We start from the raw sequence: 12,821 nt of genomic DNA on the forward strand, positions 1-12,821 counted from the left end.
TTGATATCAATTGAAGCCAGAATATGAAAATTCTCTTTGTTGGCTTTAACGCAAAATACATCAACCCTACCAATCAGCTGATCCCCCGGATGCTGAAGCTTTTTGCCGATGTTGTTCTATTTGGCCCGGGCTTTGTGAGCGATGATGAACTAAACCGTGGCTTATCTGCGTTCGCGGAAGCCCATGGCCCCTTTGATTTTATTGCCACCACAACACAGTTGGTGGTCGATTCCAATCCTGACACAACGGAGCATTTTTATCGTCGGTACAGTTTGCTGCAGTGGAGCAAGGCCTCAATAAGTCCTTTCATGACAGATGTCAAACATTACATGCGAAGTAGCCCGCTACCAAAAGTGGCTTTTGTGATGGATCTGGATACGTTTGGAATCAGCGCAGCGTTGTTGAGTCAACTTAATCAATTTTCTGACTATATAGTGACTTGGGGCAAGGGATTCACTCGACCCAACTCCGAGCTGCCATATATGGAGCTGGAAAGTGCCTATAAAGGTAAGGCCAAGATAGTGCCGCTTGGACTATGGTATGACTTCTGTGAAAGTAACAGTCACAAGTTCATAAATATTGCGCACTTCGTAGGGGTTCACGAATTCGACTTCACATCTACAGCGCTGCGTTCATATGACGTGTCTGTTGCCGGTCAGTTGTACTATTCTCGGGAGCGCACCTTAGACCTACTCAAAAAGAATAAAAAATTGCGCGTTGGTTCTACCGGCTACCGCTTTATATTCAGCCTGCTTACAAAAATCGGCTGGTCTCCTTACTCCCGTTTTATTCCCCATACGATTTATCGAGCGCTTTTTAAACGGGTCTTGTGTCAAAGCAAAGTTTCAATGACTGATGGTGCCGCATACGATGCTGCAATCCGCAAGTTTATGGAGATCCCTGCGTCTGGAGCGCTATTGCTAGCTAGGCCTTGCGTTGGATTTGAGTCTCTTGGATTTAGGGATGGTGAGTCCGCCGTATTGCTTGATGAGAATGACCCGGCTGGACAGGTACTGAGATTGATTGCTGATCCTGCACGACTGCAGGCCATTGCTGCTAAAGGGCAGGAGGTAGTCTGGAGAAACCATTCAATTCAGGCACGCGCGCATCAAATGGAAAGGTCATTCAATCGTATTCTCGAAGGGCGCTTTGCCGGGTCGGCTTGGCGCGATGGTGAGTTTATTTTTCTGGAATAGATATTCTGCAAGTGGAATGAATGTTCTTGAAGCCTGCGGCTTTCTATTTGTTCACTACTTACGAAATATTCGTTAGCGGTGTTTGTTATATCTTGACAATAGTTACTTACTGTCAATTCAAGAAATAATTTTTAGTGCGAACTGCTTACCTTTCTGCTTTGGGGACTATGGGACGCCGCCATCTTGTCGGCTTGGTTCGTGCGGGATTTGCCGTCTCTGCCGCAGACCCAAATCCTGCCGCGTTCGAAACTTCGTGTGCTGAGTTGCTGAAGGGCGGGTTGCCGGTGCATGCCTTGACGGCGGTTCAAGGGCCAACCGGATATTACGACGTTGCCATCTTTTCTGAAACCGTAACTGACCGCCTTAACAATTTCCGCAGCTTCCTGTCGCTGGCAAGCGCCGGAAAATTTCTCCTCGAAAAGCCGGTCGCGGCGGACCCAGGTGAATTCGAGGGTTTTATGACTGTCGCAGTTTCGCACAAGATTGAAAGCCGTACACAAGTCAACTTCATCCGCAGGACATGGCCTCACATTAAAAGTCTTGCCGCGCTGTGCGCAGAGGAAGTCAATTTTTCCGTGACCTTAAATGGGGGGGCTATCGGACTCGGATGTATGGGTATTCATTATCTGGATACCTTTCTGGCACTGTCGACAGATGAAATGCCTGAAGTGGCATGGGCAAGGCTTTCAAGTGAGTCTGTAGCCAGCGGCCGTGGTCCGCAGTTTGAGGATTTTGGGGGCGATTTTGTGCTTCAAGGTGCGCGCGGAAAACTCCTGGCCAGTCTGGAGGCGGGTAGCAGCGCCAACGTGATAATGACGGTTCGTGGAGCCCATTTCATGGCTCAAGTTGAATATGGAGGCAAGGTATGGAAGCTGTCTCGGCGAAAGCCTGACAGCACGCTTCCCAATTTTCGCTACGGTGCGGACTACGAAGTGATTGAGGAGGGCAAGCTGGAGTTGCCAACCATGGATCATGTCACCGGGTTGTGGGCGACTGATCGACTACAGCTGTCTAAACTCGCTAACGCGCTGGAAACTCACCGCCTGCTCGACAGAATTCTTCGCGCCGGTGGCGCTAAGCCGCCGTACCGTTTTACCTGATCACCGCCATGAAACGCTGTCTTGTTATTGGCGCGGGAAAAATGGGCATTGCCCATTTGCAGGTGCTGGTTGCGCTCGCCCCCGACGCTTTGGCTGCCTGGGCTCCCAGTGATCGCCGGCGTGCGGCTGTCGAAGAGGCTGGTGCCCAAATGTTGGGGGGCAGCCTCGATGAAGCGCTTGCGGACTTCGGCGCAACTCATGTCTTTATTGCGTCACCCGTGCACACGCTTGTGTCGATTGCGCTGCGGGTATTGGCGTCGGGTGTGCGGCATATCCTGCTTGAAAAGCCTGCTGCACTCACACTGGTGGAAGGCCATCAACTTCTGCAAGCCGCTGACAAGGCAGGTGCTCGGATCTTTGTCGGGTACAACCGCCGGTTTTATGCCTCAGTGCTCACTGCTCTTTCGCTTATAGAGGCTTCGTCTGAGCGCATTGAAAGCGTGGTGTTTGAATTCAACGAGGTCGTAGCCGATCCGGCCGGACCCAAAGGGCACGCACAAGAAGTCAGGGAGCGATGGCTGCTTGCTAACAGCATGCACGTCATTGACACTGCATTTCATGCTGTGGGCCTGCCGGACACGGCGAAAAGCCACTATCACCGCTCCGCGCCTTTGTCGTGGCACGCTGCGGGCGGCGTTTTTGTTGGATCGGGTGAAACCCTGAACGGCGTGCCATTCGCATATCACGCCAATTGGCAATCTCCCGGCCGGTGGGGTTTTGAGTGGATGACGCCGTCCACCCGTTATGTTTTTCGGCCAATGGAAAAGCTGTTCGTCATGCGGAGGGGGCAATTTACGATGGAGCCGGTCGATATAGGTGACGAAATGGACCTGCAATTCAAGCCAGGCGTGTACGGCCAGAACCGTGCCTTCCTGAGGGGCGATTTATCGGCTGGCCTGGTGACGCTGGACGCTGCGGTTGAGCTCATCGCGCTTGCTCACAGGATGGCTGGCTATGAGATGTAGGACAAGTCCCTTAAAATGATAAACGCTGTCCTTTTGACAGATGCAGGCTCAAAGCATTTAGCGCTTCAAACGAACAGGCAATTTATGAGTAGTAGTGGGCAATGGAGTGGTCAGACCGTACTGATAACAGGAGTCTGCGGCACGGTGGGACATGAATTACTTAAACAGCTGAGCGTCATGGGTTGTGAGCGTATTGTCGGCATTGACAATAACGAAACCGAACTCTTTTTCCTTAGCCAGACATTTGCGGCGCAGCCGCATGTGGAGGTGCTGCTTTGTGACATGCGAGATGGGGATAATTTGAAGCGCTTGTTTCGTGGCGTGGACATAGTGCTTCACGCCGCAGCCCTGAAGCACGTGATTTTGTGTGAACGTTCACCGCGCGATGCTGTCGCCACCAACGTTGTAGGAATCATGAATGTAATTGACGCTGCCGAGGCGAATCAAGTCAAACGCCTGCTATTCACTTCGTCGGATAAGGCGGTAAATCCTACAAACGTGATGGGCACCACAAAGTTAATGGGCGAGCGTTTGGTCACTGCCGCACATGCTCATGGAAGAGACGGGAAGGGAACCATCTTTGCCTCCACGCGCTTTGGAAATATTTTAGGTTCGCGCGGCTCTGTTGTACCGCTTTTTCGGCGGCAGATTCAGCAGGGACTGCCAGTAACATTGACCGACCCTGAGATGACCCGATTTGTCATGACTTTGAAAGAAGCCGTTTCCTTGGTGATTGAGTCGACGTTTATGGCTAGGGGGGGGGAGGTTTTTGTCACCAAAATGCCAGTTGCCCGCATCGCCGATTTGGCTTCGGTGCTAATCGAAAAGCTTGCGCCGGTTTATGGACGCCGCGCCGAGGATATTGAGCTCCGCGTTGTAGGAGTCAAGGCGGGTGAAAAAATGTATGAAGAATTAATGAATGAAGAAGAGGTGCGTCGCACCGTGGAGCTAGACAGGTATTTTGCCGTTCTCCCTGCATTCAAAGGAGCATATCGCAGCATCAGTTACGAATATGGAGATGTGGTTTCCGATAAGGTCACCAATCCATACAACTCGTCTATCGAGCCAGCGCTAGGTCGTCAGGAGTTGGCGGAATATTTGATGACTCATGGTGTTCTGGAGGAGTCAGCATGCGAGTTTTAATCCTCGGCGGTGACGGCTATCTCGGATGGCCGACCGCCATGTCTTTTGCCGCCAAAGGCCACGAGGTTACCGTGGTTGATAATTATTTAAGGCGGCGAATTGCAATAGAAACTGACTCTGAGGCTCTGATGGCCACCCCCAATCTCCAAGAGCGAGTTAGAGCGTTTAAAGAGATCTCCGGTCGCGACATCCAAATGGTCATAGGTGATTGCGCCGACTATTACGTCCTTTTATCTGTAGTCAAACAAGTCAAACCCGACGTACTCATTCATTATGCGGAACAGCCTTCTGCGCCATATTCGATGATGAATTTTGGCGCTGCAAGACTCACTTTGCAAAATAACCTTTCTGTGACTTTCAATGTAATTTGGGCCGTAATGGAGGTGGCTCCCGATTGCCACATTGTCAAATTGGGGACTATGGGAGAGTACGGCACCCCTAATATAGATATCGAAGAAGGATGGCTCGAGATTGAGCACAAAGGTCGCAAGGACAAGTTCTTGTTTCCTCGGCAAGCTGGCAGTCTATATCACACTACTAAAGTGCTAGATACGGATTTGTTATGGTTTTACGTGCGGACTTTTGGTTTGCAAGTAACGGATCTAATGCAGGGGCCGGTGTATGGACTCCACACACCTGAATCGACGCTAGATGACCGCCTGTTCCCTAATTTTCATTACGATGATATTTTCGGTACTGTCGTCAATCGCTTCATAACTCAGGCTGTGGCGGGCATACCCCTGACGGTGTACGGCAAGGGCGGGCAGACGCGCGGGTATCTCAATTTGCTGGACACACTTCAATGCATAGAACTTGCCATGCTCAATCCACCTGGGGCAGGAAAGTTGCGCGTGTTAAACCAGTTTACTGAGCAGTTCTCAGTAAACCAACTCGCTGAAATAGTGCAACGTGTAGGCAACGGCATGGGGTTGAATGTCAAAGTTCAAAACCTCGTCAATCCGCGTAAAGAGGCCGAAGATCACTATTACAACCCCACTCATAGTGGCCTGATGGATCTAGGTTTAAAGCCTCATTTCCTGACGGACGAAAGAATGGAGGAGTTGCTGCGTGTCGTGTTGAGATATCGCGATGGCATACATCCGCGCAAAGTCTTGCCGCGGGTACAGTGGAGTCGATAGTGCAACAAAAAATGCCCTTCTCCCAGAGCTTTCTTCTCGACGGAAAGCCAGTAGGCGATGGTCACCCAGCATACGTTATCGCGGAAGCAGGGGTTGCGCATTTCGGTAGCGAAGAGAAGGCCTATCGCTTGGTCGATATGGCGGTAGATGCGGGTGCAGATGCCGTAAAGTTTCAGATTTTCGATGTAGATGAGTTGATTGCCAAAACACTTCCCGAATGGCGTCGGCGTTTACGTTCACGACAACTTCCCTATGAGGCGTTTGAACGTATTCAGCAATATTGCAAAGAAAAGGCGATCACCTTTTTTGCGACTGCGCATGACTATCCATCGTTGGATTTTTTGACTTCCCTAAACGTTCCACTATATAAGGTTGGGTCAGGAGAGGTCGGTAATTTGCCCTATCTGCGAGCCATTGCTTCTCTGGGCAAGCCGCTTATTTTTTCAGTGGGTATGTACACGCTGGACCAAATAGAGCAGGCAATTGAAGTTGTTAGGCAGACCGACAATCGTGATGTCGCAGTTTTGCATTGCGTCACGCGGTATCCCACCCCCCCACTTGAGGCGGCCTTGGGGAACATAACGCTAATTCGTGCGAGGTTTGGATTAGTGACGGGCTACTCTGACCACACTCAAGGGTTTCACCTGCCGCTTGCAGCAGTCGCTTTGGGCTCACGGATTATCGAAAAGCATATTAGTCTGGACTTCAATGTGCCTGATGCACAGGACTGGAAAGTCTCATGTGGTCCACATGACCTCGCCCAATTCGTACAACAGCTTCGTGAGATCGAGGCAGCGTTGGGAGTAAGGACCAGCGGACCTACCGATGCGGAGCGCGAAAGTCTGATATGGGCAAGCAAGAGTTTGGTACCGACCAGGGATATCCGTAAAGGCGAAGCGATTCGAGAAAGTGATCTGGTGGCAAAGCGACCTGGTAACGGTATCTCTCCTTCAGACGTCAACAAGGTTGTCGGACGCGTAGCCGTTGAAGACATAGCGAAAGATCAAGCTATCAAGTGGGAACAATTTGCGTGACCAAGAGAAAAATATGCGTTGTCATCACAACGCGCGGCAACTATGCCAAGATGAAATCTGTGATTTCTGCAATCCAGGCGTCTCCCGATTTGGAACTGCAATTGATATTGGGTGGGATGGTAGTTCTTGAGAAATATGGGCGCATTCTGAATACCATCGCGGACCAGAATTTGCCTGTTTCGCGAACTATTCATTTCGTTGTTGAAGGCGAAAACCTTGTCACGATGGCTAAATCTGCTGGCTTGGCTGTCGCCGAATTTGCTACTGCCTTTGAGGACTTGAAGCCAGACGTGGTGTTAGTTATCGCTGATCGATTTGAATGCCTTCCGATAGCAATGGCAGCCGCGTACATGAACATTGTGGTGGCGCACGTCGAAGGTGGTGAGGTTTCCGGATCCATTGACGAAAGTATTCGACACTCAATCACCAAATTGGCGCATCTGCATTTCCCGTCCTCAAAAGAGGCGGCTGCGCGCATTGCACGTATGGGAGAGAATCCTGCGGTCATTTTCCCTGTTGGTGGCACCAGTATGGATGTCATCCGCCAATTGGATCTTGCTGATCTCGATCCTGTTCGACGCTATATGCACGACTATGGAATGGGTTCCCTGATCAATCTGGACCCGGGTAAATATTTGCTTTTGACTCAGCATCCAGTAACAACGGAATATGACGCAAACCTCGAACATATCCGTGAAACGATTGCTGCACTGCAGGAATTGAACATGCCCACAGTCTGGGTGATGCCCAATATGGATGCTGGCTCAGACGGGATCAATAAAGGAATAAGGATGTTTCGTGAGAGCGACAAGCCGGACAATATTCATTTCTTCAAGAGTTTACCGATCGAACTTTTTGCGCCTCTGATGAAAAACGCTGCTTGCTTGCTGGGTAACTCCTCCAGCGGTATTCGTGAATCCGCATTTTTGGGAACACCAAGCGTGAATATCGGATCGAGACAATTTGGTCGCCAGCGCGGTGAGAATGTTACCGATGTTAGTTATGACCGGCATGAGATTGTGAAGGCCGTCCGAGACCAACTGGCACATGGCCGGTATGCGTCAGACGACATTTATGGGGACGGCTACGCTGCAGACAGGATCGTGGATGTCTTGAAGTCTGTTGAGTTCCAAATTCAAAAAACAGTAACCTATTGATATCCGTCGTGACTAAGCCCGTCGCAATATATTACCGAATTCTCCAATATCAGTCGACAAATCTACTTCGTTTGGCGTCAGAGTTCGATTTGAGGATTCTGGATTCGCCGGCCGACGACACCGCATCGTTGTTGGGTATAGTTGAGGTGCTGTTTGCACCACTCGGCTATATGGTTGACAGAAAAAAAATGGACTGCTGTCCCCGACTCAAGGTTATTGTTTCCAATACGACAGGTCATCCGCACATTGATGTGGACTACGCAAACTCGAGGGGCATTGGTGTTGCTTGTTTAAAGTTTGCACAAGAGTTTCTACAAGCGGTCACTCCCACCGCTGAATTAACGTGGGGTCTGATCATCGCTCTCACGCGTAATATTCTCCCGGCACACGCATCGGTGCTATCCGGCAAGTGGGATCGTCGTCCGTTCGGTGCGTCAGCCATGCTATCGCGAATGAGTCTAGGAGTGGTCGGTCATGGTCGCCTTGGCACGCTGGTTGCTCGCTATGGGAGGACTTTTGGGATGACGGTTCGATATTACGATCCGTTCGTATCGTTCTCGTCGGAAGGTGCACAGCGTATTGATACCCTTGAAGCGCTCGTTGCCGTCAGCGATGTGGTGACTATTCATGTACCTCATGAAAAAGAGACGGAGGGAATGTTTAATGAGGAGGTGCTTGCCAATTTCAAATTTGGCGCTTATTTGGTCAATACAGCCCGCGGTGAATTGCTCGATTGGGATGCTTTGCTGGGTGCATTGAGAAGCGGTCGCTTGGCGGGAGCAGCCCTCGATGTTTTTGAAGATGAGTTTTCACCCGGTTTCGCGGATCAATTTGCTACGCATCCAGTTTTGACATATGCCCGTCATCACGACAACCTCATTTTGACGCCTCACATTGGCGGTTCCACTGTTGATGCGTGGCGCCTTACAGAGGCTCACGCCATCGATATGGCGTTGAATCATCTCAAGGGCATAGTCCCCGACAACTGCACCTAGGGATAATTAGAAAATTGAATGGACCTATTGTTAGGGCACTCTAAGATGTAATTTGCATTGCACAGCTCAGGTTCAGTTAATAGAAATAGGGAATAAAAATGGGAATAAGGCTAAAGGCGATTTCTGGAGGCCTTGAACTGCTCGGGCTGATATACAGCATCAAGTTGCTGGTGTATCGCGATCTTGCCGATTTAATCGCCAGCTTCCGTTCCGCGCGTTCTACCGGCGTCAGCTCTGCCGACTTTATTGCGCTTTACTCACATGTGATAGCTAGAAAACCAAAGTTTATTCTTGAACTCGGTGCGGGGCAAAGCAGCGCTGTCATCGCGCTTGGAGCTAAAAAATATGGAGGTGCACGCAGATTTCTGGCCGTCGAAGAAAGTGCAGAGTGGCTTGCGCATCACCGCGAAACAATACCACCCACTCTGATGTCGGACATGGACCTAGTTCAGGTGAATACCGAAGCGACTGAACAATACGGCGTAAGAGCCGCACGATATGTGGGGCTTCCAACATTGCCTTACGAGCTTGTCCATATCGATGGACCTGATCATGACAAGGTGGGATCAAAAATTTCTTGTGACATTGTGGACTTGCTTCCGCATTTGGCCCCGTCCTGCCTTGTCGTGTTTGATGGGCGAGAATCTACAGCGAGATTCTCTCGTCCATATCTTGAGCGGGCAGGTTTTCGGTTGAGGCGTCACCCGTTCACGCTGTCGCATGAGTTTGTTCGATAGCTTTTGGGCCGATACGTTCGCATTTCGCGTTGCTAGATGAGAAGATTGATTTAATCGGTCGTGAATCTTTGCTATTGAACCCCACATTAAAAAAGTCAAGTTAATGAATTGGTTATCCGGCGTTCAAATCGATGAGGGAAGCGCAATAGGGCTTATTCCCGCAAGAGGAGGCTCAAAAAGTATCCCCATGAAGAATATTGCCTTGGTGGGCGATAGGCCCCTGATAGGTTATGTTATCTCCGCTGGATTGAAATCCGATTCCTTGGATGGGATTTATTGTTCTACAGACCATCAGGCTATTGCCGACGTGTGTATTGCCGGGGGCGTTGAAGTTTTGGACCGGCCAACCAGTCTGGGTGAAGACGATACGCCTGTCGCGGATGTCGTTGTCAATGTGCTTGAAACGCTGGGGCGTAGATTTGGACGCATCCCTGGAATGGTTGCCTTACTTCAACCGACGTCTCCATTTGTGCTCGCGGAGCATATTGATCGTTGCGTTCAACTTTTAATTAGTCAGCCTTCTGCCGATTCCGTTCAGACCGTGTGTCCAGTGCTACACAACAACCATGCTTTTAACCAGCGGGTTATCGATGATGAGGGTGTTCATTTTCGTTTTTTGGAGGAACGGCGCAGCGCCTACAACAAGCAGCGAAAACCGAAGCACTATGTTTTTGGCAACATCGTTGTAACGCGTAGTCGCTCATTGCTTGCGGGTCAGGATTGCTTTGGGGATGTTTCTTTTCCTGTGGTAATACCGAGAATCTACGCGCTGGATGTGGATACTGCGGACGACCTGGATTATGCGGACTATCTTGTTAGGCGAGGGTCGTTTACGCTGAATGACTGATGGGGTCTGGAATATTTCACAACATATGAACACTGAGCGCCCGTACTCAAATCGGCCGGCGGTCGTGACAATCTTAGGCTAAAAACCATGAAAGTAGCTTTCATAGGCAATCAAGGTGGGCGTCAAGTACTGTCTTTTTATGCTGGGATGGCACGGGCTCTCAACAACGAATTCGGTGTCAGGTCGCACTTCTCGGTCTGGATTGATGGCGAGCGCGACATTCCGTCCGAGCTTGGGATGTGCAATAGCCAGATTTCTAGTTTTGAAAGTTATGTCAAAAGTACACCTGTTGCGGGTTCTGCCGATGTAGATCGTTTGCTGCGTGAATACCGTGAAGTGAATTGGTCTGAAGTAGTGGCTGTGGAGCGTGCCTTTACCGACTATTCAATGTTGCTTGGCGCTGCAGGGGATCGCCGAGAGTCGAATATCTATGTTCAACAGCTTGTCGTAGCTCTTGTTCGATATTTTGAAGGGATAGTTGTCGATTCCGACGCTGTGATATGTCAAACTGCCGATACGCTACTCTCGCTGATTGCTGTCAAGGTTGCCCAACACCACGCGGTCCCGGTGTTTGCTATTAGGCCCGCAACACTGCTTGAACCAGGCACCGAGGGCGGGTTTTTTGGTAACTCCGAGTTTCTGGAGTGTCGTCGCATGATGAAAGCCTTCTCGGCACGAGAGGGCTTGACGCTGTCTCCCTTTGAATTGACCCGTGTTGCTTCTCTGATAAAAGTGATTCGCGGTGTTGTTGGATTAACGTCCTTTCATGCCAATACATCTAAAGGGAAGTCGAGTGGCCGCAAGGCGATTACGCCCAATTTGAAGCGCATCTTGCCCTATCTTCGCGAAAATGCGATGCTCGATAAAAATATTCATTACACAAAGTTTGACCCGCTGAGGAAAGTCTCTGCGAACATCCTGCGTGCGGTGAGAAAACGAATGACGCGGGGAGTCTATGGCCCAATTTCAGTTGACGAAATCCCTCGTAACAGTGTTTTTTATGCCCTTCACTTTCAGCCTGAACAGACGACTTTGGCGCAAGGCATCTGGTATGCCAATCAGGTGGCTTTGGTTGAGAATTTGTCAAAATCAATGCCACTCGGATTCACGCTTGTCGTAAAGGAGCACCCATGGGGGCGTGGCAACCGCCCCGCTTGGCAATACAAACACATGGCGGGTTTGTACAACGTGATGTTTTGCGATGCGCCCGCGAAGCAAATCATCCAGCGAGTGGACGCTGTTATCGCGGTGACCGGCACTGTGGCGATGGAGGCTTTGATATTCGACAAGCCAGCCGTTGTACTGGGGCGAACTTTTTTTGACTTCTCGGATTTGCTCTATCTAGTGCGCAATGTGCAGGACCTGCCCGAAGTTTTGGCGAAGATTCTCGTTGACAGCGACTACAAAAATCAAACTAACAGGGAGGAGCGGTTGCACCGCTTCCTTATCTCATATCTTGATGGACTGATCCCCTATTTCCCGCTACCGCAAAATTCAGAGCAATGGGGTCGTGCGTTAGCTAGCGAACTAGGGATTAGTCCAGTTTCTCTTGAAAATAAAAGTGAAAAGGACAAACGATGAAAGCAGTCATTCTGGCCGGTGGCCTGGGCACCCGTTTAAGTGAAGAAACCGTTTTGAAACCAAAGCCCATGGTGGAAATCGGTGGCATGCCTATCCTGTGGCACATCATGAAAACCTATTCATGCCATGGCGTCAATGATTTTGTGGTGTGCCTCGGCTACAAGGGTTACCTGATCAAGGAATACTTCGCCAATTACTTCCTGCACATGTCTGATGTAACTTTCGACATGGCCAACAACAAGATGGAAGTACATCAGGCCAGCGCTGAGCCCTGGAAAGTCACCCTGGTTGATACCGGGCAAGACACCATGACCGGGGGGCGCATGAAACGGGTGGCGGCCTATCTGGGCGACGAAGACTTCTGCTTTACCTATGGGGATGGTGTGGCCGATGTTGACGTGGGCAAGCTGATTAAATTCCACAAAGAGCAGGGGACGCTCGCAACGGTGACCTCGGTGCAACCCCCTGGGCGATTCGGTGCTCTGGACATCGCCCACGGCAAGATTACGGGCTTTCAGGAGAAACCCCAGGGTGATGGTGCGTCCATCAATGGCGGCTACTTTGTGCTTTCACCGAAAGTCATCGATTACATCACGGACAACACCACAACTTGGGAGCGCGAGCCACTTGAGAGGCTTGCGCGTGAGGGTCAGTTGTCGGCGTATAAGCACAGTGGTTTTTGGCAGCCTATGGACACTCTGCGTGACAAGACGCTCCTTGAGGAACTCTGGAATAGTGGATCCGCTCCTTGGAAGGTTTGGAAATAATCAGGTTGCGTGAATGAGTAACGCTTTATTGAGCGATGGCGTTCCGGAGCGGTTGATAGAATGCTTCGCTGACTTTGCTAGCGAAGCGTTCTCTTTGCCCTCGACTGCTTTGCGAAACCTATAGGCAGTTTGCGAATTTTTAATCTAAACGGATTAGTGC

General features: G+C 50.3%; 12 protein-coding genes. All 12 read left to right on the plus strand.

Annotated elements, in window-relative coordinates; genetic code table 11:
• The first annotated feature begins 23 nt into the window (after positions 1 to 23).
• Positions 24 to 1,196, plus strand: coding sequence for a glycosyltransferase (locus HYX42_RS06585; protein ID WP_293401115.1), 1,173 nt, complete (start codon positions 24 to 26; stop codon positions 1,194 to 1,196).
• 134 nt (positions 1,197 to 1,330) lie between these two features.
• Complete coding sequence (locus HYX42_RS06590) at positions 1,331 to 2,296, plus strand: hypothetical protein (protein WP_293401117.1); 966 nt, start codon at positions 1,331 to 1,333, stop codon at positions 2,294 to 2,296.
• 8 nt (positions 2,297 to 2,304) lie between these two features.
• Positions 2,305 to 3,261 (plus strand): Gfo/Idh/MocA family oxidoreductase, encoded by a 957-nt coding sequence (locus HYX42_RS06595; RefSeq protein ID WP_293401118.1) that lies wholly within the window; start codon positions 2,305 to 2,307, stop codon positions 3,259 to 3,261.
• 15 nt (positions 3,262 to 3,276) lie between these two features.
• Positions 3,277 to 4,404, plus strand: a complete 1,128-nt coding sequence (locus tag HYX42_RS06600; RefSeq protein ID WP_293401120.1) for an SDR family NAD(P)-dependent oxidoreductase — start codon at positions 3,277 to 3,279, stop codon at positions 4,402 to 4,404.
• On the plus strand, positions 4,392 to 5,543 hold the full coding sequence (locus HYX42_RS06605; RefSeq protein ID WP_293401122.1) for an NAD-dependent epimerase/dehydratase family protein: 1,152 nt from the start codon (positions 4,392 to 4,394) through the stop codon (positions 5,541 to 5,543). Before HYX42_RS06600 ends, HYX42_RS06605 begins: the two co-directional genes overlap by 13 nt.
• Positions 5,543 to 6,577, plus strand: coding sequence for an N-acetylneuraminate synthase family protein (locus HYX42_RS06610; protein ID WP_293401124.1), 1,035 nt, complete (start codon positions 5,543 to 5,545; stop codon positions 6,575 to 6,577). The genes HYX42_RS06605 and HYX42_RS06610 overlap by 1 nt, the downstream gene beginning before the upstream one ends.
• Positions 6,574 to 7,734 (plus strand): UDP-N-acetylglucosamine 2-epimerase, encoded by a 1,161-nt coding sequence (neuC, locus tag HYX42_RS06615; protein ID WP_293401126.1) that lies wholly within the window; start codon positions 6,574 to 6,576, stop codon positions 7,732 to 7,734. Before HYX42_RS06610 ends, neuC begins: the two co-directional genes overlap by 4 nt.
• An 8-nt stretch (positions 7,735 to 7,742) precedes the next feature.
• Positions 7,743 to 8,729: an NAD(P)-dependent oxidoreductase gene (locus HYX42_RS06620; RefSeq protein WP_293401128.1), complete on the plus strand. Its 987-nt coding sequence runs from the start codon at positions 7,743 to 7,745 to the stop codon at positions 8,727 to 8,729.
• A 98-nt stretch (positions 8,730 to 8,827) separates the two neighbouring features.
• Complete coding sequence (locus tag HYX42_RS06625) at positions 8,828 to 9,466, plus strand: class I SAM-dependent methyltransferase (RefSeq protein WP_293401130.1); 639 nt, start codon at positions 8,828 to 8,830, stop codon at positions 9,464 to 9,466.
• Positions 9,467 to 9,569: 103 nt separating this feature from the next.
• The gene (locus HYX42_RS06630; RefSeq protein ID WP_293401132.1) at positions 9,570 to 10,313 is read left to right on the plus strand and encodes an acylneuraminate cytidylyltransferase family protein; all 744 of its coding nucleotides are present in this window, start codon (positions 9,570 to 9,572) and stop codon (positions 10,311 to 10,313) included.
• A gap of 87 nt (positions 10,314 to 10,400) precedes the next feature.
• Entirely contained in the window at positions 10,401 to 11,894 is a 1,494-nt protein-coding gene (locus tag HYX42_RS06635; RefSeq protein ID WP_293401134.1) for a hypothetical protein, read from the plus strand.
• Positions 11,891 to 12,661, plus strand: a complete 771-nt coding sequence (gene rfbF, locus HYX42_RS06640; RefSeq protein WP_293401136.1) for a glucose-1-phosphate cytidylyltransferase — start codon at positions 11,891 to 11,893, stop codon at positions 12,659 to 12,661. The genes HYX42_RS06635 and rfbF overlap by 4 nt, the downstream gene beginning before the upstream one ends.
• The last annotated feature ends 160 nt before the right edge of the window (positions 12,662 to 12,821 follow it).

Origin of the sequence: Polaromonas sp. (genome assembly GCF_016185115.1) — a bacterium.
Classification (GTDB): Bacteria; Pseudomonadota; Gammaproteobacteria; order Burkholderiales; family Burkholderiaceae_C; genus Polaromonas.